The 21,485-nt window shown below is 54.5% G+C and carries 19 protein-coding genes; 9 read left to right on the top strand and 10 right to left on the bottom strand.

What is annotated here, in order from left to right:
• Window positions 1-17 precede the first annotated feature (17 nt).
• The 7 genes from AC3CHX_RS01075 to AC3CHX_RS01045 form a co-directional block, all read right to left on the bottom strand.
• Window positions 18-1,289, bottom strand: a complete 1,272-nt coding sequence (locus AC3CHX_RS01075; protein WP_488631664.1) for an HlyD family secretion protein — start codon at window positions 1,287-1,289, stop codon at window positions 18-20.
• Window positions 1,270-2,220: an alpha/beta hydrolase family protein gene (locus tag AC3CHX_RS01070; protein WP_488631663.1), complete on the bottom strand. Its 951-nt coding sequence runs from the start codon at window positions 2,218-2,220 to the stop codon at window positions 1,270-1,272. Before AC3CHX_RS01070 ends, AC3CHX_RS01075 begins: the two co-directional genes overlap by 20 nt.
• A gap of 183 nt (window positions 2,221-2,403) precedes the next feature.
• Window positions 2,404-3,612 carry a radical SAM protein gene (locus AC3CHX_RS01065; protein ID WP_488631662.1) on the bottom strand — a complete coding sequence of 403 codons (1,209 nt, stop codon included), beginning with the start codon at window positions 3,610-3,612 and terminating at the stop codon, window positions 2,404-2,406.
• 143 nt (window positions 3,613-3,755) lie between these two features.
• A complete protein-coding gene (locus tag AC3CHX_RS01060) occupies window positions 3,756-3,914 on the bottom strand; it encodes a hypothetical protein (protein WP_488631661.1) in 159 nt (52 codons plus the stop codon).
• Between the two features lie 169 nt (window positions 3,915-4,083).
• A complete protein-coding gene (locus tag AC3CHX_RS01055; protein ID WP_488631660.1) occupies window positions 4,084-4,728 on the bottom strand; it encodes a response regulator transcription factor in 645 nt (214 codons plus the stop codon).
• A gap of 127 nt (window positions 4,729-4,855) precedes the next feature.
• A complete protein-coding gene (locus AC3CHX_RS01050) occupies window positions 4,856-5,797 on the bottom strand; it encodes a Tim44 domain-containing protein (RefSeq protein ID WP_488631659.1) in 942 nt (313 codons plus the stop codon).
• 229 nt (window positions 5,798-6,026) lie between these two features.
• On the bottom strand, window positions 6,027-6,392 hold the full coding sequence (locus AC3CHX_RS01045) for a hypothetical protein (RefSeq protein ID WP_488631658.1): 366 nt from the start codon (window positions 6,390-6,392) through the stop codon (window positions 6,027-6,029).
• Between the two features lie 280 nt (window positions 6,393-6,672).
• Between AC3CHX_RS01045 and AC3CHX_RS01040 the strand changes: the two genes are divergently transcribed.
• Genes AC3CHX_RS01040 through AC3CHX_RS01025 form a run of 4 tightly spaced genes read left to right on the top strand, consistent with a single transcriptional unit; the run spans window position 6,673 to window position 11,423 of the window.
• Window positions 6,673-7,389, top strand: a complete 717-nt coding sequence (locus AC3CHX_RS01040; protein WP_488631657.1) for a response regulator — start codon at window positions 6,673-6,675, stop codon at window positions 7,387-7,389.
• 23 nt (window positions 7,390-7,412) lie between these two features.
• Window positions 7,413-8,993 carry a sensor histidine kinase N-terminal domain-containing protein gene (locus tag AC3CHX_RS01035; protein WP_488631656.1) on the top strand — a complete coding sequence of 527 codons (1,581 nt, stop codon included), beginning with the start codon at window positions 7,413-7,415 and terminating at the stop codon, window positions 8,991-8,993.
• Window positions 8,994-9,049: 56 nt separating this feature from the next.
• Window positions 9,050-9,382 (top strand): DUF4212 domain-containing protein, encoded by a 333-nt coding sequence (locus tag AC3CHX_RS01030; RefSeq protein WP_488631655.1) that lies wholly within the window; start codon window positions 9,050-9,052, stop codon window positions 9,380-9,382.
• Entirely contained in the window at window positions 9,372-11,423 is a 2,052-nt protein-coding gene (locus AC3CHX_RS01025) for a sodium:solute symporter family protein (protein ID WP_488631654.1), read from the top strand. Before AC3CHX_RS01030 ends, AC3CHX_RS01025 begins: the two co-directional genes overlap by 11 nt.
• Before the next feature lie 46 nt (window positions 11,424-11,469).
• Here AC3CHX_RS01025 and AC3CHX_RS01020 read toward each other — a convergent pair whose 3' ends face one another.
• Both AC3CHX_RS01020 and AC3CHX_RS01015 read right to left on the bottom strand, forming a co-directional pair.
• Window positions 11,470-12,417, bottom strand: coding sequence for a transglutaminase family protein (locus AC3CHX_RS01020; RefSeq protein WP_488631653.1), 948 nt, complete (start codon window positions 12,415-12,417; stop codon window positions 11,470-11,472).
• Between the two features lie 2 nt (window positions 12,418-12,419).
• Window positions 12,420-14,975, bottom strand: coding sequence for a circularly permuted type 2 ATP-grasp protein (locus tag AC3CHX_RS01015; protein ID WP_488631652.1), 2,556 nt, complete (start codon window positions 14,973-14,975; stop codon window positions 12,420-12,422).
• 375 nt (window positions 14,976-15,350) lie between these two features.
• Between AC3CHX_RS01015 and AC3CHX_RS01010 the strand changes: the two genes are divergently transcribed.
• From AC3CHX_RS01010 to AC3CHX_RS00990, 5 genes are all read left to right on the top strand, one after another.
• A complete protein-coding gene (locus tag AC3CHX_RS01010) occupies window positions 15,351-15,830 on the top strand; it encodes a cupin domain-containing protein (protein ID WP_488631651.1) in 480 nt (159 codons plus the stop codon).
• A gap of 247 nt (window positions 15,831-16,077) precedes the next feature.
• Window positions 16,078-17,493, top strand: a complete 1,416-nt coding sequence (locus AC3CHX_RS01005) for a circularly permuted type 2 ATP-grasp protein (protein WP_488631650.1) — start codon at window positions 16,078-16,080, stop codon at window positions 17,491-17,493.
• 1 nt (window position 17,494) lies between these two features.
• Window positions 17,495-18,490, top strand: a complete 996-nt coding sequence (locus AC3CHX_RS01000) for an alpha-E domain-containing protein (RefSeq protein ID WP_488631649.1) — start codon at window positions 17,495-17,497, stop codon at window positions 18,488-18,490.
• A 7-nt stretch (window positions 18,491-18,497) separates the two neighbouring features.
• Window positions 18,498-19,307, top strand: a complete 810-nt coding sequence (locus AC3CHX_RS00995; protein ID WP_488631648.1) for a transglutaminase family protein — start codon at window positions 18,498-18,500, stop codon at window positions 19,305-19,307.
• Window positions 19,308-19,429: 122 nt separating this feature from the next.
• Window positions 19,430-20,299, top strand: coding sequence for a proteasome-type protease (locus tag AC3CHX_RS00990; RefSeq protein ID WP_488631647.1), 870 nt, complete (start codon window positions 19,430-19,432; stop codon window positions 20,297-20,299).
• Window positions 20,300-20,400: 101 nt separating this feature from the next.
• Here the strand turns inward: AC3CHX_RS00990 and purM are convergent, their stop codons facing one another.
• Complete coding sequence (gene purM, locus AC3CHX_RS00985; RefSeq protein WP_488631646.1) at window positions 20,401-21,444, bottom strand: phosphoribosylformylglycinamidine cyclo-ligase; 1,044 nt, start codon at window positions 21,442-21,444, stop codon at window positions 20,401-20,403.
• Window positions 21,445-21,485 lie beyond the last annotated feature (41 nt).

Raw genomic sequence — 21,485 nt, 5'->3', positions numbered from 1 at the left:
CAGTATTTTTTGTTCGATTAGAGTTTTCCGGTCAGGCTATAGAGCGGCTCCAGCACCCATTCATACAGATGTCGCGTCTCCTGCAGGACATCGGCATCCAGCAACATGCCAGCCTGAAGGGACTGCGGTTTGCCGTAGGCGTTGACGACTTGCTGCGCCAGATTGACCGTGATGCGATAGAGCGGTTCTGTGTTGCTGCCGGACGAGTTGCTGACACCGGTTAATTCGCTGCCGGGTAAAGCGGTTTTGGAAACCGAGGCGACGGTACCTTTAGCATGACCGAATTTTTGATATGGATATGCTTGATAACGCAGCAGCACTGCATCGCCCGACTTAATGAAGCCGACCGCTTTGCTCGGCGCATACAGTTGGGCCTGCAACATCGCCCCGCGCGGGATGACACTCACCAATGGTTTACTGGTATCGACCGCCTGACCAAGCTCGGCGATCACGGCTGTGACAATACCTGCTTCGGGTGCAGTGATGATCAGACGGCGCCTGGCCTCGCTCTCGGTTAACTCCTGGCCGACCCCGGTCAGCATGCGGTCGATCTGGGCCAACTGGTTCTGCTGCCGCAGCGGCAGACTGGCAAGATCAGCTTGCTGGCTGGATAGCTCGCGTCCAATGCTGATATGGTCACGCTCCAGTGCTTGCAAGCGATTGTGCTGATCAAGCAAATCGGCCTGTTTTTGCTGCATCTGCTCTTTGGAAATATAGTGTTTCGCGAATAATTCCTGGGAGCGGGTGACAGCCTCTTTGGATAACTGGACACGACTCTTTTGGCCGTCAAGCTGGTCGTTTATTTTTAATAACTCGGACTGTAATCCAGTAATCTTTTTAACCAATGCTGCGCGTTCGTCCTGCTGCAAGCGCTGCGTCTGGCTCATTTCATCTCGCAGTGATTGCTGGCGTATTTCCACCTGCCGGCTTATGGCCGCTTGCGTGTCGCCCTGGGTACTACTTTGTCGCTCGCTGGATAGTACGTACAATACTTCGCCCTGTTTAACATGTTTACCTTCATGAACATATTTTTGGAGAACGATACCGGGCTGCGGTACGTAGATTTTTACCAGCCCGAGATCGGGATGCAACTGGCCGCTAACGGTACTGCGCTTGGTGTAGGTGCCGAAGATGAGAAACGTCAAAACAATAGATGCGAGAGCAAGCGCAAAGAAAGTCAGAAAACTAAACGAGACGGGACGGATGAGAGTGATGTCGCCCAGCCATTTAACCCGGCGAGCGTTAATGGCTGCCGGACGGAACAGTTGCTCAGTACTCGTTGAATGCATCAGGATCGCCCTTAAACCACCGGGCTAAACCACCCACAAAAGTTGTCGCATATTTTTTTTGTGGTGTTTGGAGCCCATGATTAGCATTCGAATACTCAATAAACTGGAAATCCCGCTCCGGGTGCGCCGAGAAATATTTTTGTAGTGTTCTGCCTGACTCAATTGGTACGCTCTCATCTTTTTCACCCATCGCAACGACGATCGGAATATCGAGTTTGGCAAACGTTGGAATGGGGTCATAAAATAAATGCGAACTCCAATAACGGTAGGAATGTCCGAAAAACTTCTTTTTCCAATTATCCGGGTCAGCTTGAATTAAGGCGAATTGCTTTAACAAAATCTTTTTTGAGAGTGGCTTCGCATACGGTGCGACGCCGCGGCCGGCAAAGATCAGAAATTCTTCGCCTTGGGTCAAACCGCCGCCACCACCTACTGTCGCCAGCCAGCCAATTTTTGGACTTTTAGAAGCAACGATCGGGGCAACGGCTGCGCCTTCAGAGAAACCAAGAATGGCGATGGAGCGGTCCGCACGCTCCCGAAGCGTCGGCTCCAATGCTATAAAATCCATGGTGTCCGACACGCGACGATCCAGCTTATCGGCTTTTTGGTATGCGGTTGAGCATCGGCTGCCATCCGCATTTTTTTGTATATGCGGCTTATCAAGGAAATAGAGATCAACGGGGGTCGGGTACTTTTTAAAAAACTTTGGAAGCCGTGAAGCAAAATCATCACACCCTGAGCCGTTGAGAAGCACAATTACAGGGGAGTCACCAAGCGGTTCTGAGTCATGTAGTCGATAGTACCGACGTTGCTCTCCCTGGATTGAGATCGTAGCTTCATCTATAACACGCTCAGCCATTGCTTCATGCAAAAACGAAGCAGCGGTGATAGCTAAAAAAAATTGAAATTTAAGAATTTTTAAAGTAGTCATATGTCAACTGATGGAACTCGCTTGAATGTAGTTTAAGGAAGTTGGCGATTGAAAAAATGCCAAGCATATTTAAACAGTATGCAATTATTTCAATGTGAATTTTATTTCCAATGACAATTTTAGAAATTTCATCTTTTAAATATTTTTAATCTTAATAATTTTTTCCCTATAAAAATTCAATGTTTAATTTTCGAGATATCCAAAGCCAAGAGAGTTTTCAATTTTTACGCTTGGTACGCCACTTCGAATTAAATGGGCAGATATGTGAGAAAAAATATTTTTAATGTCTTCACAGTACACTGATGGCCGTGTAAATTCCTCTCCTTTCTTGTATCTATTAAACATATATCCGCCTTTGCAAGGATGACTCCAAACACATTCTTTGCACTTGCTTGGCAAATTTGCTTGCTGGTTCTTTAAATAAAGCGATGTTTCACTTAATAGAAAATCTGTTAAGGTGTCTTTTTCAATGTTATACAAATCGAACAAAGGAACATCAACTCCCCTTAGAATGTCATCTGGCCCTATACCACCATTACTGGAAATTGTAATAACTTCTGATTCTTTACTCCCGTATTCAAAGACCCCAAAATGATTATCAGAAGATTCTTTCAAAAGAGAAAACATGATGGACCCGGTTAATCTTTCTGCTACGCCATTCCCTACATCATTTGTCCATTCATCATAAATATCCCGCAAATACTTTCCGTATTTACCGCGATCTAAAATATTAAAAGTGTTATGTGAAGTGTCCGGCAATAAAAATGCCATGTGTTTTGCGCTTAGGTCATCAACGAAATGTCTATAAATTCGTTTTGCGTCATTGTGCGGATTGATTACACAAAGTATTGCGGGTGCTTGTGGTAAGCGCCCTTCTATTGCAGCTTTCTGAAGCAAGCGATAACCACTAATAACCCTGTCGTAAGTACCATGCCTTTTTTTATCAATTCGATTGAGATCGTTTATGTCCTTTGGCCCATCAAGACTGATACTAACGCCTACCGAATGTTTCTCAAAAATCCTTACCCACTCTTCCGTTACGAGCATTGCATTTGTTTGAAGAGCGAATTCCAAATTAACTTTTTTACCGATTTTTTCTCGAATTACCGTACACATACTTTCAAATCTGTCTGGCTTCATCAATAATGGCTCGCCACCATGAAAGTCAATCCGTAATTGCTCAATACCGTTTTTGTTAATTGCCTGCAAGAGAAAAGTACATAGTGCATCTATTGTTGCAATGCTTATTACTGGAGTGTGTTTTGAAAAAAGCTGTTGAGGGTCATTGAAGAAATAACAGTAAGTGCAATCAATATTGCATCGTTCTGTAATCTTTAAAACAATTTCGAGCGACTTTACCTGCATTGTTTTGATCGCCATTTCTTCTTTCATTATATTCCCCTCTTTTTTCGAGAAATCTCAGGAAAGGAGCGAAGTATCAACTTCTCTCCTTTTACAAGAATTTTTAAGGTTCCAGCGATTAAATCATCGAAGAGTTTTGAAGTTATTAGAAATTTATTTCTAATCAAAATAAACTAAATGACTCTTGTCCATGCGATCCAAGCCGTCCCTCCCCACCCACCGCTTACCTTTTCGATGGTATCAATAGGCAAATCTTTCAAGCCACTTGCTTTTATTTCTATTTCTGAAGACTTAATTTGCTCTTTAAATTGTTCTTTAAATTGCTCAATCATGATGGCTCCATTAATTAAAGATTTTTAAAAAATAACAATGTTGCATTACTTTGCAATACGACACCACCAATCCGCCCGAACATATTGGGTGTTAAATTCACGATAAGTGGTGTCAAATAAGATTATTAGAAACCAAACAAAAAAGTAAGGTGAAATTAGACACCTAACTTTAGTTACCATCGTTTTTATCAGGTGCAACACCACGGATTTGATATCCGCTTTCCTGCAATTTCATCGCCAGTTCCAGTCTTGACCGGACGGACATCTGACGCATGAGGGCGAACATATAGTTCTTGACTGTGCCGTAGCTCAGATTGAGGGAATGCGCCATTTCCTTGTTGGAGTATCCCTGTAGTAACAGGTCGATCAGATCCCGCTGACGGTCTGTGAAGCTTGCAGAGGGTTCTACTGGTATCAGTGGCGTGTTTTTTTCCGTTCCAGGCAAATGTCGACGCTTGGATACCAATGCCTGTATGGCTTCAGTGATGCAACTGATGTGGTCGTTTTTCAAAACATAGTTTTGGCAAAGGTCGATCGCTGTCTGGCTATCTACGCCAAAAACGATGGTTGCGGGTATTTCGCTGGTAGACATGCCGCGCTGATAGGTAATGAACGACTCAAGATCGGTTTGTTCAAGCAGTAAAAGATCCGGTTTTACTGACGTCGCCGGTTGCTTGTCACCCCCACGCCTTTGTTTCAGCACGTCCTGAATACTGGATGCTGTGCTTATTTTGCAGGTCGGAAAGTTTGCTTCGATTAATGCACTAAGGCCGAATACCAGGAGCGGATTGCGGCTGATGATTACGTTATGCATATGGACCTCGACGAAGAAATCGACATGGCCAGTTGGTCCTGCTATGGTTCGGGTAGCTGAACGCGGTTACTTGCACCCAGCCCCACAGAACCCTCTGGCCATATCCAAATCTCCTTAGCTAACTGACTTAATCCACCTGCTCAATACCAGCCAATATCCATCCGTCCTGGCCGGTGATGGGCTTGGTCAGGTTCCAGATTTCGTTGAATTGCGCCTCCGGTGCGTTCGCATCTTCCTTGATCATGCCGGAGAACTTGACCCCTGCCATGTAGTCGTTCCCGGCGGTTTCCAGGCCGAGAAATTCGGCATCCAGCGTCACCACGTCAGTGGTGTTGGCAGAGGCACCCCGTTCCTGCAATTGCATTTTCAACTCGGCAAACATTTCCGGCGTAGTGAAATCACGGATATCGTTGATATCCGCTTTGTCCCAGGCAGCTTGCAGACGAATAAAGTTGGTTTTCGAATGACGCAGGAAACCGGCCGTATCGAAATCTGCAGGTACTTCGACTGCATTGTTGCCGGTCAATGCGGCCGAACCAGCGGCGCCAAAAGCGCTGGCGCTGGCCAGCGGGGCCGCATCAAACGCAGTCTGCTGCGCCGGCGCGATACGAGAAGCGATTTCCGGCGTGAAGCCGGAGTTCGGCGATCCGCTACTGGCGAACGCCGGTTTCATGCCGTTGTTGTCCATTTTTTTACGCAACATGCGATACACGAACAGCGCCGCCACGCCCAGCAAGGCGACCATCAAAATGCTGCTGATCATGCCGGCCATTGCGCCGCCCAGACCCATGCTCGACAACAATGCCCCCAAGCCCAGGCCCAACAGCGCACCGCCCAACATGCCCTTCCAGGCGCTGGACTTTGCCGCTGCCGGTGCAGCCGCGGCGGCCGCTGGCGGTGCAGCCTTGGCGGCCGCTTGATTTTGCGCCGGCGTAGCCTGTTGCCGACTCATGCTTTGCGATTTTTTACCGAACGAACCGCCACCGCCCATACGTTTAGCTTCTACCGTTGAAATACCGGCTGATAACGTCATCGCAACGACGATCAGCGCAACAAACATTTTTTTCATGCTAGCTCCAGAGATGTAATAGCGGTGTGAAATATGGTCACACCTGCCGAAAATTAAACACCTGACAACAATCATCGCCTCAGAGCAAGGTGTGCGCGCTGACTTAAGGCGCGCACAATGTCTGAACGTGTTACTAGCGACGGAATTGACTGAGAGGCGAATTGCCGAATGCAAATTCGGCGCATGCGCATAGCCGGCGACCAAACGATGCAGGTAGCCGGCAGTGCGCTTATGCTCGGGGTGGGGGGGCGATCAGGGGCAGGAACGGTGGTTCAAGCGCGTTATCATTACTGTGCGCGGGCGAGAGACTGGCAAGATTCGGCGTGAAATTGAAGCCATGCGCTGGTACGGGTTCGTCACCAGGATCGGCATGCAAGTTGAACTCGGCCGTATCGTCGCCTGCGCTATTGTCGAGCGCGACCGGATCGGCGGCAGCGGGAAGTTGCTGTTGCAGCGCCGGTGTCCGATCTGATGCCTGACTGCTGTCCGCCTGATGTGCAAACCCAATGTGCGTGTCCAGCCCGCTTGCAAATACTTGCAAAGGCAGCAAAAACATCAAAAAGAGGATGAGCAATCGTTGCATGAATGATTTCAACAGCGAATTTCAACGGCGTAAGGAGTTGCGATTATACCAAACGTGTTGATAAGCCGCGTCAAAAAACCGCCCCGCCGGAGCACTATGCCAAGCATATCCGGCAAGCCGCAAGGAATTGCGCTCACTCTATGCGGCAATGCTTGCTGCTCCCCATGAAACGCCATAGACTACAGCCGATACCAAGACGGCTATTAAAACTGGCCACGGGTATATACCTAAACTATAACCAGACCCAGCGCCATACCCCGATCACAGAACGTTCCTAAAGGTTAGCCAAGCCATGCGCATTTTGCTCGCTGAAGACGATAGTGTTTTAGCCGACGGGCTGACCCGTTCGTTGCGCCAGTCGGGGTACGCCACCGACTGCGTGCTGAACGGCATGGAAGCGGATTCGGCGTTGTCGACCCAGGATTTCGACCTGTTGATTCTCGATCTGGGCCTGCCGAAAATGGCTGGCCTGGAAGTATTGCGGCGCTTGCGGGCGCGCAATTCGCGGTTGCCGGTACTGATACTCACCGCCGCCGATTCGATCGAACAACGCGTCAAAGGACTCGACCTCGGGGCCGACGACTATATGGCCAAACCGTTTGCGCTATCCGAACTCGAAGCGCGGGTGCGGGCGCTGACGCGGCGTGGCGCCGGCGGCGGCCCGACCGTGATCAAACATGGCCCGTTGTCCTACGATCAGGTCGGCCGGATTGCCTACATCAGCGATCAGATGCTGGACCTGTCGGCGCGCGAAATCGGCTTGCTGGAAGTGTTGTTGCAACGCACCGGCCGCCTGGTCTCGAAAGAACAGCTGGTGGATCACTTGTGCGAATGGGGCGAGGAAGTCAGCAACAACGCGATTGAAGTGTATGTGCATCGGCTGCGCAAAAAAATCGAAGTTGGCGGCGTGCGGATTGCGACTGTCCGCGGACTCGGTTATTGCCTCGAAAAAATCGCCGAGCCCCCTGCGCCGCCGACACCGCCGGTCGACGCGTCCAGCGGCAACTGATTCTCTGGTGTCCTAAACTAGCCATGCGTGACGCTCAACCCATGCCTGCGCGGGCGTCGGCCGATCCGAGCGCCGATCAAGACAACCAAAGCGATCCCGATTTCGATCCCAACCTGATCCCGGAAACGGAATCCAAAGAACGCATCCAGCGCTCGCTGTTCGGCGAAATTCTCGACTGGATGCTGGTGCCGTTGCTGTTGCTGTGGCCGATGAGCATTGCGATCACCTATCTGGTGGCGAAATCGATTGCCAACCAGCCATTCGACCGCGCGCTGGACGATAGCGTGACGGTGTTATCGCAACAGGTAAGCCAGGCGAACGGCAAAGTCGTGGCGCGGCTATCCGGAGCGGCGCGTGATTTCTTGCGGGCTGACGATATCGACAATGTGTATTTCCTGATCACCGGCCCCAACGGAGAATACGTCGATGGCGACCGTGAAATGCCGGCACTCGCACCTGAAGAAGATCCGCCCCATGCCGGCACCGTGCAGTTTCACAATGGTTCTATGCACGGTACCGACGTCCGCGTCGCCTATACCTACGTCGATCTGCGCAATGATGTTGCCGGCAGCGGCGCCAACGATCCGGCACCGCCGATGGCGCTGGTGCAGGTTGGCGAGACGCTGGAAAAGCGCGCGCAGCTAGCCAACGAAATCATCAAGGGTGTGATCCTGCCGCAGTTCCTGATCCTGCCGATCGCGCTGGCACTGGTCTGGTTTGCGCTATCGCGCGGCTTGTCTCCGTTGTCTGAACTACAGCAGAAGATACGGGCACGCCGCCCCGATGATTTAAGTCCCATCGATTCCGGCCAGGTACCGGAAGAAATTTCACCGCTGGTGCGCTCGCTCAACGACATGCTGGCACGCTTATCGCAAACGATACAAACCCAGAAGCGTTTTATTGCCGACGCCGCGCATCAAATGAAAACGCCGCTGGCGGGCATGCGCATGCAATCGGAACTGGCGCTGCGCCAGACCGACCAGCAAGATATCCATCGTTCGCTGGAACAATTGGCCAAGAGCTCGGACTCCGCAACGCGCCTGGTGAATCAGCTGCTCTCGTTGGCGCGCGCGGAAAATCAAACGCGGGAAAACATCTCGTTCATCCCGATTGAGTTATCTGAATTGGCGCGCAACGTTGTGCGCGACTGGGTGCAGGCCTCGTTTACCCAGCGCATCGACCTCGGCTTCGAAGAAGCGGATCAACATCTGATGGTGCTCGGCAATCCGATCATGCTGCGTGAATTAATCAACAACCTGATCGACAACGCCTTGCACTACACGCCGGCTCAGGGTCACGTCACGGTGCGGATACGCGCTGATCAGGACGCGCAGCACGCCATCCTCGAAGTTGAAGATACCGGTCCGGGCATTCCACCGGCAGAGCGTGAACGTGTCTTCGAACGTTTCTATCGCATCCTCGACAGCAATCGTAGCGGCAGCGGCCTGGGGCTGGCCATCGTCCGCGAGATAGCGCAACAACATGATGCTGAAGTCGCGATTTTTTACAATCCGCACAGCGATGATCCTGCACTGCCGGGTAGCCTGTTCCGGGTGACGCTGAAGCTGGCCGCTGAGGATGGTTTGATAAATGAATATCGCTAGCCCGGTTGCCTAATCCGTTTGATTTTTCCTGATTTTTTCGACTGCTGATCCAGACCATGTCCCAACCCGCCCCTCACAATACCGCTGCAAGCAACGCCAGGCACTGGCGCCGGACAAGAACGCTGACGTTTAGCTTGTTGCTGATCTGGGCAATGGCTACATTCCTGGTGGTTTTTTTTGCGCGGGAATTATCCGGCATGACGCTGTTCGGCTGGCCGCTATCCTTCTACATGGCGGCCCAAGGGCTGGTGGTGATTTACCTCATCATCGTTGCCGTCTACACCTGGCAAATGCGACGATTTGACCGCGAAGCCGCGCTGACGGCCGGCGAGCGGCAACTGCGACCGATCAAGTCATCCCAACCGACTGAGCCCAACAATGCAAAGTAAGTCATTCCTGGCGCGGCTGACGCGTTATTACACCTGGTACACGGCCGGCTTCATCGGCTTTCTGATCGTTCTGGCGATTCTCGAAAAGGAAGGATTTCCGCGCTCCTGGATCGGCTACCTGTTTATGTTCGCCACCATCGCGCTGTACGCCGGTATCGGCGTCGTCAGCCGCACCTCGGACGTGTCGGAATATTACGTTGCCGGCCGGCGTGTGCCGGGCATATTTAACGGGATGGCGACAGCCGCCGACTGGATCTCGGCGGCGACTTTCATCAGTCTGGCCGGCGGCTTATATTTGCAGGGTTTCGATGGACTCGCCTACATCATCGGCTGGACCGGCGGTTACTGTCTGGTGGCGTTGCAGGTCGCGCCTTACCTGCGCAAGTTTGGCCAATATACGATCCCCGATTTTCTGGCGGCGCGCTACAGCGGTCACTTTGGCGGCCGTTACGGCGGCAACCCGGTACGCATACTGGCGGTGATCGCCACGGTATTGATCTCGTTTACCTACGTAGTCGCGCAGATTTACGGCGTCGGCTTAATCACTTCGCGCTTCACCGGCGTGGATTTTTCGGTTGGGATTTTTCTCGGTCTGGCGAGTATTCTGGTGTGTTCGTTTTTGGGCGGCATGCGGGCGATTACCTGGACTCAGGTAGCGCAGTACATCATCATCCTGTTTGCGTATCTGATCCCGGTGATCTGGTTGTCGGCCAAACACACACACAATCCGATCCCGCAAATTGCGTATGGCTCAGTCATGGCGCAACTCGGGGACATCGAAAAAACCTTGAGCGACGATCCCAAGGAATTGCAAGTCCGGAATATCTTCAAGGCGCGTGCCGATGTGTTCGACACGCGCCTGAACCACCTGCCGCAGTCCTGGGCTCAAGGCCGGATCGAAGCCCAGCGCCAGCTGGAAGCCTTGAAACGCAACAGCAATACGTCGCTGATCGATATACGCGCGGCGAATCGTGCGCTCAGCGCCTATCCGAAATCACCGGAAGAAGCCGAACAAAAATGGACCGAAGCCAAAGCCATGAATCTGGCGCACGCCGATCCACCCACACCGCAAGCGACACCGTTTCCCGGCAAAGACCAGGAAACCTCCGACATCAAGCGCAACAACTTTCTGGCGGTGGTGTTTTGCCTGATGCTGGGCACCGCCGCGTTGCCGCACGTTCTGATGCGCTACTACACCACGTCATCGGTGCAGGAAACCCGCAAGTCGGTATTCTGGACACTGTTTTTTATTTTGCTGATTTACCTGACGGTGCCGGCTTTGGCGGTGCTGGTCAAATACGATATCTACACCTCGCTGGTCGGCACCGATTATGCGCATCTGCCGAACTGGGTCTCGTATTGGGCCAACATCGACAAGGCCAATCCGCTGGTCAGCATCACCGACCTGAATCACGACGGCATCGTACAGTTGTCGGAAATTGCGCTGGATGGCGACATGATCGTGCTGGCGACGCCGGAGATCGCCGGACTGCCGTATTTCATTTCGGGACTGGTCGCCGCCGGTGGACTGGCGGCGGCGCTGTCGACTGCCGACGGCCTGTTACTGACGATCTCCAACGCCCTGTCGCACGACGTGTATTACAAAATGATCGACCCGGCCGCATCGACCCAGAAACGCGTCACCATTTCAAAATTGCTGTTGCTGGTGGTGGCATTGCTGGCAGCCTACACCGCCTCATTAAAACCCGGCGACATTCTGTCCATGGTCGGCGCGGCGTTTTCGATGGCGGCTGCGGCACTCTTTCCGGCGCTCATGCTCGGCGTATTCTGGAAACGCGCCAATCAGCACGGTGCAATTGCCGGCATCATTATCGGCTTCGGCACGTGCGTGTATTACATGCTGCACACCATTCCTGCACTCGGTGGAGCGGTGGCTGGCCAGTGGTTCCACATCGCCCCGATTTCAGCCGGCGTTTTCGGCGTACCCGCGGGATTGCTGGCAATGGTTGTGGTCAGCTTGATGACACCGCCGCCTGATCCGCGCACGATCGCGTTCGTGGATCATATTCGCGCGCCTTGACGTGGATTACCATCGGGCGTAACAGTGTAAAACAGCCGTCATTCAGTCAGGTTGAAAGCAGAGAACCTTCAAACGGCAAGCCCGGCCGCTCATGGGCCGCGGCCACCGTCACCGCAACCTGCATGGTTTGCCGGCCACCGCCTATCAGTACGCCGCGCAACGGTGAAACATCGAGAAAATCACGCCCCCACCCCAAGGTAATGTGACTGATCTCGGGAAAGATGCCGTTGGTAGGATCAGCGTCGATCCAGGAGCCGGTTTGACCGTCGCTGCCGGGACAATACACCGACACCCAGGCATGCGACGCATCGGCACCGATCAGGCGCTTCTGGCCCGGCGGCGGTTCGGTCAGCAAATAGCCGCTGACATAGCGTGCAGCCAGCCCGATCGAACGCAGGCAGGACAGCATGAAATGCGCGAAATCCTGACATACGCCACGCTTGCCGGCGAACACCTCGGTCACCGGCGTGGACACCGTGGTCGCCGCCGGATCAAAGATGAACTCGTTAAAAATTCTACGCATCAAAGACCCGACGCCATCCAGCAACGACATGCCCGGCGCAAAGCATTCCGAAGCATACAGCGCGAATTCGCGCTTGCGCCGGACATGCGCAGACTCAAACAGATAGCGATTCGCCTCCAGCGCATCCGGCAGTAAAAAACGGCCGGCCCGATAAGCCAGATCGGCGCGCACCTGTTCCCACGACGGGGTCGACCAGGTTCGCTGACGCGGGCTTAATTGCACCCATGATTCAGAAATCACTCTAAATTCAGTGTGATCATTTTCGAGTGAAAACGATTGCAGCGGATTGCCGAAATTATCGAGCGACAAGCGCAGGTTTTGCGGCTCCGGGGTGACCTTGATGGCATGCGAAGTGCAGGTTTGCCACGGCAAACCACGCGGCGTCAAACGCAGCATCTGATGCGATAGCCGCACCGGTTGCGAGTACGTATATCCGGTGTCGTGGCGGATGTAATACAGAGGGTTCTGCATACTCAAACTCCCTGACTGACCGGCGCATTCAACGGCGCAAAGAATTGGCGCGCCAAATCGTCCGACAAGCTGAATCCGGCTGTGATGACATCCTGCATCCATTGGGTCAGACCCAGATTGGCCTGCGGGAAGAATAGCGAATCGTGGCTTAAATCCTCCAGCGCGATGCGCTGCAAACGTTCCAGCAAATGGGTCGGCGTATGGATGTTCGGCGTCGCCAATTGCTGCACGCTGCCGGCCAGATAGCGCTCCAGCATCTGCAACTGATAAGCGATGGCATGTGGATTACTTGCATCGAAAATAAGCAGTTGCAACACCGGCAGCCATTCCGGCGCGCGCTGATAGCGGACCCGATACGTGACGCTGTTGCTGGTCGATTCCAGCAACCATTGCAGCGCGCTATTCTGGCGACTTGGGGGGCTTTGCAGGAGCTGGCTGAACAGGGTTGCAAGATGTGTCATGCGTTCGATATGCCGACCCAGCATCAGCAGATGCCAGCCGTCATCGCGCGTCATATCGTCCAGCGCGTGACCGGCTAGTTCGGCACAGGCCTGAATCACATTTTTGAGCACGTTCATGGCGCCGCCCGGATTCCCGGCACCTTCCGTGATCAGGCTCGGCAAACGATTCAGTGCATGCCAGTTGTCGAGCGACAGATATTCACGCACCTGATAGCCGCAGCGATGCAGTTGCCGCAAGCCGGCGGCAATCGTGACCGCTGCATGGGGATCGACCACCGCATTGATCAGGCGTTGCTGGATTAGCGGTATTGCACTGCCGGCAGCATCATTCTGCAGCGCCGGCAGCGCAATCCCGAGCGCGCCGCAAATATCAATGGCGGTAGACAAAGCTTCACGGCTGTCATTCTGGACGTCAAGACTACGCTGCAAGGTGGCCCGCAACAGATGCGCGAGATTATCGCAACGCTCGGCGTAACGCCCCATCCAGAACAGGTTTTCGGCAGCATGCGAGGAGACATCGACTGCGCCTTGAATGACATCGCAGGTGCGCAACGGCGCATCGAATCTGGTGGCGTGAATTGCCGTTGCCGTGCCGTCCGTACCGGCAACCGCGGTTTCTGGAGGCGACGCTGCCAGCACCCAGACGTCCTTGCTGCCGGCGCTCGGCTGCATCAACCCGCCTTCCTTGCGGGGTGCCTTGGGTTCGCGCGGCGCAATCCGCGTCAGACCGCCGGGCATCACGCAGTAATTGCCGTCGGCGCCGGCCACGGCAAAGACGCGCAAGCTGACCGCCCGGCTCATCAATTTGTATTCGCCGCTGCGTGACAATACCGGCGCCTGCGACAACCGTACCGGCGCCCGCGCGACGTAGTTATGCGGATGTGACTGCAGCATCTGAATCACGTTCTGACGCGCCTGATGCTGCAAACCATGACCGACAATCGGTGCCATCCGCAGCGCGGGAAACGCCGGCAGGATCACCAATTGATCCAGATGCGCCAGCGTATAGTCGAGTGCCGACGGTTCGCCGCACCACCACGACGTTAGCGCCGGCAAGGCCAATGGCTGGCCCAGCAAACGCTGGCTGATGGCGGGAAGGAAGCCATGCAGTGCGCCCGCTTCCAGCATACCGCTCCCAAGCGTATTGGCAATCAGCACATTGCCGAGGCGCGCTGCCTGCACCAGTCCTGGAATCCCGAGCGCCGAATCGGCACGCAGCTCCAGCGGATCGCAGTAGTCGTCGTCCAGCCGCCGCATGATCGCGTGGACCTGGCGCAAACCGTTCAGCGTTCGCAGATAAACGATGTCGCCGCGCACCGTCAGGTCGTTCCCTTCGACCAGCGGGAAGCCCAGCGTGTGTGCGAGGAAAGCGTGTTCGGGATAGGTTGCGTTGTACGGCCCCGGCGTCAGCAACACCACCAGCGGCGCGGCGCCATTGGCCGGCGCCAATTGCGTCAGGCTGTCATGCAGAGTATGGAAGTAACTCAGCAATGACTGCACGTGCATGGCGCGCAGCGGATCCGCTAACGCGTCCGCCATGATCTGGCGATTTTGCAGTGCATAACCGGCACCGGAGGGGCATTGCGTGCAATCCGCCATCACCCGCCATTGACCGTCCGGGGAACGCACCAGATCCACCGCATACAAATGCAAATGGATGCCCAGGGCCGGCCGAATCTCTCGGCAAGGCCACAGATACCCGTGCTGACCGTAGACCAGCGCGGTCGGCAGCAAGCCCTCCGATAACAAGGTTTGCGGACCGTATACATCGGCCAGTACCGCATTCAGCAATTTGGCGCGTTGCGCGACTGCGGCCGACAGCGCCGGCCATTCATCGGCGGCGATGATTTGCGGCAGCACGTCGAGTTCCGATGACCGGTGCGCACCTTGTGGAGCGGCATAGATGTTATACGTGACGCCATCCGCGGCCATCGTGTCGCGCGCCTGGCGTACGCGCCGCCGCAGCGTTTCCGGCGCGACGTTGACGAGCTGCGCAATCAGGCTCTGCCAATGCGGCCGCAATCGACCGTCAGGGTTGCGCATCTCGTCGTAACGATCTGCCGGGGTGAGATAACTTTCCAGTAAACGCTGATACATAGTCAGTCACAAAGGTCGCCACCCGCTACACAGCGCAATGCCCGACTCGCAATGGGTTTCAACAGGTTAAAAAGAGTGACTTAGTCTAGCGTAAATAAAGCGCTGACTGACGGTCGGATTGCCGGGGCGATCAACAGATAGTTTGGCACGGGACTTGCTTAATATCAAACAAGACTTTCGGTGCGCCGAAGCATCATTTCGGTTGCCACTTCAGGTCGAATCAGGAGTAGAGTTAGCACAGAGTCAGTTGTTGAATGGTTGTATTAAAGGTCGCCCAAAGACAGTCCATGCGACCCTGTGTATCAATGGTCCGGCCGACATTGATCGTCGTCATGGTCGTGTTGAATACGTATTTTGCATGAAAGGAACGATGCAATGGATGCGCAAAACACAAGTGACCAAGACCTTCCCAAAACCGCGTTTTCCCATGTACGCGAAGGCGATACCGTATTCAGATCGGGCGGTTTGCGCGATTTTTTCCTGTATCGCGACCTTGGTATCAGCGCGGCCACCGGCGGCCAGGTAATCGCCCAGTTGGTGAAGGCGAATATGGCGCCCGAAGTTGGCACCGGCTGGCACCGCCATGAAGCAAATTTCCATATCGTCTACATGCTCAAAGGTTGGGCGCGTTTCATGTACGGAGACCAGCTAACGCTGGTCAACGCTGGTGATTGCGTGCATCAACGCCCCGGAATAGTGCATTTTTTATTCGACTATTCGCCGGACATGGAATATCTGGAAATCGTCAGCCCGGCTAATTTCACCACAATTGAGATGCCGGCTCCCTGCGAGGTGCCAAAACCGACGCCATGGTTCTCCGCCCTGACCGAAGATTCCAACCTGAATAGCGAATAACGCCGCAATAACCAGTATCAACCCAGAAAAATTTAACCGCTTGTCGACTGCGTGGCGACTGCTCTCGCCCCGCATTCGATCTTGTTGCCGGTCTTGTTGCCGTATATCAAGCCTGTTCAAAGTCAAGGAGGGATCTTAATTTCCAGATATTAACGGTCATTTGGCAATGACCGCACCGGCGTAGTGATGCACTGGGTAATAACACGCTTCCCGATAATTATTCATCAAACAACAGTAAAGCAAAGTCATGGCAAATTTTTTCGATGAGATGTACTCCGATGGCGCCAATGCGGCGCGTCCGCATTACGCTGAGTTTGCCGCGTGGCTGGCACAGCAGCCGGCCGAAACCATCGCGCGCAAACGGGTGGAAGCGGACTTGATTTTCCGTCGCGTCGGGATTACCTTCGCGGTCTACGGCAATGACGCCGGCACCGAACGGCTGATCCCGTTCGATATTATTCCGCGCATCATCCATGCGGCCGAATGGAAGCAACTGGAAGCCGGCCTGATCCAGCGCGTCAAGGCGCTCAACATGTTCATCCACGATATCTATCACGATCAGAACATCGTGAAAGCCGGCGTGATTCCGCCTGAACAAATCTTCCGCAACGCCCAGTACCGTCCTGAAATGCAGGGTATTTCAGTCGCCTCCGATATCTATGCGCACATTGCCGGCGTCGATATCGTGCGGGCCGGCCAGGGCGAGTTTTACGTACTGGAAGACAATCTGCGGGTGCCGTCCGGCGTGTCCTACATGCTGGAAGACCGCAAGATGATGATGCGGCTGTTCCCCGAGCTATTCACACGCCACAAGATCGCGCCGGTCGATCACTATCCGGACATGCTGCTGGACAATTTGCGCTCGGTCGCGCCGGTCGGCGTCACCAATCCGACCGTGGTGGTCATGACGCCCGGGATGTATAACTCGGCCTATTTCGAGCACGCATTTTTAGCCCAGCAAATGGGCGTTGAACTGGTCGAAGGCAAGGACTTGTTTGTCAACGACAATGCAGTCTACATGCGCACCACGCGCGGACCGAAGCGGGTCGACGTGATTTATCGGCGGATCGATGACGACTATCTCGACCCTCTGGCGTTCCGCCCCGATTCGTCGCTCGGCGTGCCCGGCTTGCTGTCGGTGTATCGGGCTGGCGGCGTCACACTGGCGAACGCCATCGGCACCGGCGTTGCCGATGACAAATCGATTTATCCGTACGTGCCGGACATGATCAATTTCTACCTGGCGGAAAAGCCGATTCTGAACAATGTTCCTACCTTTCAGTGCCGCAAAAAAGACGATCTGGCCTACACCCTGGCCAACCTCAAGGATCTGGTCGTCAAGGAAGTCCACGGCGCAGGCGGCTACGGCATGCTGGTGGGCCCGGCCTCAACCAATCAGGAGATCGAGGATTTCCGCGCCCGCGTGATCGCCAATCCGGAAGGCTACATCGCCCAGCCGACCCTGGCACTGTCAGCCTGCCCTACGTATGTCGAATCCGGTATCGCCCCGCGTCACATTGACCTGCGCCCGTTTGTGCTATCCGGGAAAACCGTCTCGATGGTCCGCGGCGGCCTGACCCGCGTGGCACTCAAAGAAGGTTCGCTGGTCGTCAATTCATCCCAAGGCGGCGGCACCAAAGATACCTGGATACTGGAGAAATAACATGTTAAGCCGCACCGCCGATCACTTATTCTGGATGGCCCGTTACACCGAGCGGGCTGAAAACACTGCACGCATGCTCGACGTGCATATACAAACCGGCTTGTTGCCGCAGTCAGTTGAAGACGCTGAACACGGCTGGCGCGCGATCCTAGGGATTTCCGAATTACAGGAAGCCTACGACAAGCGGCACCAGACACTGACGCCGAAAGACGTCATTGATTTCATGGTGCGCGATCCGGCTAATTCGTCGTCGATCGCCGCCTGCCTGACCCAGGCACGTGAAAATGCCCGCGCCGTGCGCGGCGCACTGACCACGGAAGCCTGGGAAATTCAGAACGCCACGTGGCTGAAGATGCAGAGCTATCTGAAAACCGATGCGCTGGATCAAAATCCTGCCGAATTCTTTGAATGGGTGAAACATCGCTCGCATCTGTCCCGCGGCGTCACCATCGGCACCATGTTGAAGGACGAAGCCTTTCACTTCATTCGTCTCGGGACTTTTCTGGAGCGTGCCGATAACACCGCACGCATCATCGATGTCAAGTTTCACGGCGCCAAGGAAAAGCAGCAAAAGCAGAGCCAGACCCAAGGTCAGGAGCAGGAGAAAAGCATCGAAGCCGCAGCCGAACCGCAGCTCGACTTTTATTACTGGGCGGCGATTTTGCGCTCGGTCTCGGCATTTGAAATTTATCGCAAGGTGTATCGCGACGTCATCACACCGGCGCGCGTGGCGGACCTGCTGATCCTGCGCGCCGACATGCCGCGCTCGCTGCTGGCCTGCATGGAAGATGTCGTCTCCAATCTGAAACACGTCAGCAATGATGTTTCCGCCGACACCGAGCGCTTCGCCGGGAAACTGCATGCGGAGCTACAGTTCAGTAACATCGATGAAATTCTCGAGGCCGGTCTGCATGACTATCTGACCGTGTTTTTTGAACGCATCTTCGAACTGGGCAACCGCATCAGTCGTGACTTCCTGGTTCCACTCACCGGCTGACCCAGGCATGCTACTGACCATCAGGCACGAAACCATTTATCGCTATTCCACGGCGCTGACTTATACGATTCAGCAGTTGCGGCTGTCCCCGCGTGCCGAGCCGCAGCAGCGCACGCTGGACTGGCATATCACCAGCTCTGGCGTGCGCCATCCGTTTACGGATGCGTTTGGCAATCTGAGCCACATGCTCACGATCACCGGCCAGCATAATGAGGTACGGATTGTTGCGGCGGGCAGCATCGCGGTGACACCTTTAAATCTGGGCCGGTTACCGCAAGCGGGCGCCTTTTCACCATTGGTGTTTACCGTAGCGACCCAACTCACGCAACCGACGTCAGCGATTATCGACTTTGCCCAACGGCATTTGGCACGCGGCGCCAACAGCGACGACCTGTTAACCCTGGCGCAGGCGATTTGCGGTGCAGTCGCCTATCAAAGCGGCGCTACCCACGTCACCAGCAGCGCCGACGACGCACTGCTATTGGGCCAGGGCGTCTGCCAGGATCACGCGCATTTATTCCTGGCCTGTTGTCATGCGGCTGGCATTCCTGCGCGTTACGTTTCGGGCTACATCGATCCCGGCAATAGCGATCACGCAGAAAGTCATGCCTGGGTCGACGTCTGGGTCGAACAGCCGGATTTTTCCGGCTGGATCAGCATTGATGTCACGCATGCGCGTTTTGCCAGCGATGCCTATTGCCGCCTGGCGATCGGCCGCGATTACGATTCCGCCGCGCCGGTGCGGGGCGTACGTCGCGGTGGCGGAGTGGAGACTTTAAGCGTCCGCGTGAATGTCTCGACCAAGGCCTCGGATTAATAATATGCGCATACTCTACCCGGCACATGGGCCGTAGGCAGGCTCGAGGTTTATTGCGACTCTGACAACCAAAATTAAATCACCATCCTGTAAAATCGTTTTTTTTATTTTTCTTTGACACCATGACTTATTGCGTCGCCATGCGCCTCAACGCCGGGCTGGTTTTCCTGTCTGACTCACGTACCAATGCGGGCGTCGACCACGTCAGCACTTTCCGTAAAATGAGCGTGTTTGAAAATCCGGGCGAGCGCATGCTGGTCATGATGACCGCCGGCAATTTGTCGATTTCGCAGTCGATTAAACAAATCATTTCGGAACGCAGCAGCGCCGATGGTAAAAGTATCTGGAACGTTAGCTCGATGTACGAAGCGGCGCAGATTGTGGGCGATGCCATTCGGTCGGTACATGAACGCGATGCCGGCGCGCTCGAAAAATTCGGTATCGACTTCAATGTCGGCATCATTTTCGGCGGCCAGATCAAAGGTGAGCACTGCCGTCTGTTCCAGATTTATTCGGCCGGCAATTTCATTGAAGCCTCGGACGAAAATCGCTACTTCCAGATCGGCGAGTCGAAGTACGGCAAACCGATTATCGATCGCGTCTTTGTCGGTTCGGAGATCACCCTCGATCAGGCCGCAAAATGTGCGCTGCTATCGATGGATTCGACCTTGCGTTCGAATCTGTCGGTCGGCATGCCGCTCGATCTGCTGGTATATGAAAGCGATCGACTGGCGCTCACGCGCTTTGTTACGATTGATGGAAAAAATCAATATTTCAAGTCCATCACCAGCAGCTGGTCCAGCCATTTGAGAGAAGTCTTCGATGAAATCGACGATCCGGTCTGGAGCACAGCCGAGGCCTCGAATGCATGCACGTTTACGGAGAATCAGCGCCCGTCGCCGGTAGTGACGGCGCCGAAGGAAATAAATCTGGATAGCGGCCCGGCAGCGTTACAGACGTTGGCCCAGGCCGGAGATAGCCGACAGGACTAACTGGATTGACTTTTTTGCGGCCGGATGTTGTTTCGGCCAGAAAAAACGGCTGGCGGAAAAATTCCGCCAGCCGTTTTTACATCAACCTTGCAAAGACAGATTTACAGAACGATGGTCTGCGCCTCGCCTTCGGCGCGTGCGCGGATTTCGCCGATCTTGAATACGGTCTCGCCCGCCGCTTGCAATTGTGCAAATGCCGCATCCGCGTTTTCTTTCGCAACGATCACGGCCATGCCGATACCGCAGTTGAAAACCCGGTGCATTTCGTCATCGGCGACACCGCCGTGCTCTTGCAGCCATGTAAACAGTGGCGGCATGGTCCAGCCATCGCGCTGCAATACGGCGGTCAGATTGTCTTGCAACACACGTGGAATATTTTCAACCAGGCCGCCGCCGGTAATGTGCACCATGCCTTTGACTTCCATGGCTTCCATCAAGGCCAGCAATGGCTTGACGTAAATGCGGGTCGGCGCCATCAGGACATCGGCCAGCTTGCGGCCGTGGAAGTCTGCTTCCAGGTCAGGCTTGGCGACTGAAAGAATCTTGCGGACCAGCGAATAGCCGTTGGAATGCGCACCGGAAGACGCCAGGCCGAGAACCACGTCGCCCGGTGTGATCCTGGTGCCGTCGATCAGCTTCGACTTCTCGACCGCGCCGACCGCAAAACCGGCCAGATCGTATTCCCCATCCGGGTACATGCCTGGCATTTCAGCGGTTTCGCCGCCGATCAGCGCGCAACCGGCCTGCTCGCAACCCTGGGCGATACCCTTGATGACATCCGTCGCGCTTGCCACGTCGAGCTTGCCGCAGGCGAAATAGTCGAGAAAGAACAGCGGCTCGGCCCCCTGCACCAGAATGTCGTTGACACTCATGGCGACCAGATCGATACCGACCGTATCGTGACGATTCAGCATGAAAGCCAGCTTCAGCTTGGTGCCGACGCCATCGGTACCGGAAACCAGTACCGGCTCCTTGAATTTCTTGCTGATTTCGAACAGCGCGCCAAAGCCGCCGATTCCGCCCATTACGCCCTCACGCATGGTGCGTTTGGCAAATGGCTTGATAGCCTCGACTAACGCGTCGCCAGCGTCCATATCAACGCCGGCGTCACGATAGGAAAGAGAAACATTGGATGTTGAAGTCATGATGTGATTGGCAGCAGAGGCGGTAAAATAGAATAATTCGT

The sequence above is a fragment of the Glaciimonas sp. OK215 genome (assembly GCF_057787885.1).
This window is presented reverse-complemented; position numbering and strand designations above follow the sequence as displayed.

Excerpts from the sequence above, each read along its gene's own strand:
- AC3CHX_RS01015 (WP_488631652.1), bottom strand. The coding sequence starts at position 14,975 with ATGTATCAGCGTTTACTGGAAAGTTATCTCACCCCGGCAGATCGTTAC.
- AC3CHX_RS01000 (WP_488631649.1), top strand. The coding sequence starts at position 17,495 with ATGTTAAGCCGCACCGCCGATCACTTATTCTGGATGGCCCGTTACACC.
- AC3CHX_RS01035 (WP_488631656.1), top strand. The coding sequence starts at position 7,413 with ATGCGTGACGCTCAACCCATGCCTGCGCGGGCGTCGGCCGATCCGAGC.
- AC3CHX_RS01060 (WP_488631661.1), bottom strand. The coding sequence starts at position 3,914 with ATGATTGAGCAATTTAAAGAACAATTTAAAGAGCAAATTAAGTCTTCA.
- purM (WP_488631646.1), bottom strand. The coding sequence starts at position 21,444 with ATGACTTCAACATCCAATGTTTCTCTTTCCTATCGTGACGCCGGCGTT.
- AC3CHX_RS01065 (WP_488631662.1), bottom strand. The coding sequence starts at position 3,612 with ATGAAAGAAGAAATGGCGATCAAAACAATGCAGGTAAAGTCGCTCGAA.
- AC3CHX_RS00990 (WP_488631647.1), top strand. The coding sequence starts at position 19,430 with ATGACTTATTGCGTCGCCATGCGCCTCAACGCCGGGCTGGTTTTCCTG.
- AC3CHX_RS01025 (WP_488631654.1), top strand. The coding sequence starts at position 9,372 with ATGCAAAGTAAGTCATTCCTGGCGCGGCTGACGCGTTATTACACCTGG.
- AC3CHX_RS01010 (WP_488631651.1), top strand. The coding sequence starts at position 15,351 with ATGGATGCGCAAAACACAAGTGACCAAGACCTTCCCAAAACCGCGTTT.
- AC3CHX_RS01050 (WP_488631659.1), bottom strand. The coding sequence starts at position 5,797 with ATGAAAAAAATGTTTGTTGCGCTGATCGTCGTTGCGATGACGTTATCA.
- AC3CHX_RS01020 (WP_488631653.1), bottom strand. The coding sequence starts at position 12,417 with ATGCAGAACCCTCTGTATTACATCCGCCACGACACCGGATATACGTAC.
- AC3CHX_RS00995 (WP_488631648.1), top strand. The coding sequence starts at position 18,498 with ATGCTACTGACCATCAGGCACGAAACCATTTATCGCTATTCCACGGCG.
- AC3CHX_RS01040 (WP_488631657.1), top strand. The coding sequence starts at position 6,673 with ATGCGCATTTTGCTCGCTGAAGACGATAGTGTTTTAGCCGACGGGCTG.
- AC3CHX_RS01005 (WP_488631650.1), top strand. The coding sequence starts at position 16,078 with ATGGCAAATTTTTTCGATGAGATGTACTCCGATGGCGCCAATGCGGCG.
- AC3CHX_RS01070 (WP_488631663.1), bottom strand. The coding sequence starts at position 2,220 with ATGACTACTTTAAAAATTCTTAAATTTCAATTTTTTTTAGCTATCACC.
- AC3CHX_RS01075 (WP_488631664.1), bottom strand. The coding sequence starts at position 1,289 with ATGCATTCAACGAGTACTGAGCAACTGTTCCGTCCGGCAGCCATTAAC.
- AC3CHX_RS01030 (WP_488631655.1), top strand. The coding sequence starts at position 9,050 with ATGTCCCAACCCGCCCCTCACAATACCGCTGCAAGCAACGCCAGGCAC.
- AC3CHX_RS01055 (WP_488631660.1), bottom strand. The coding sequence starts at position 4,728 with ATGCATAACGTAATCATCAGCCGCAATCCGCTCCTGGTATTCGGCCTT.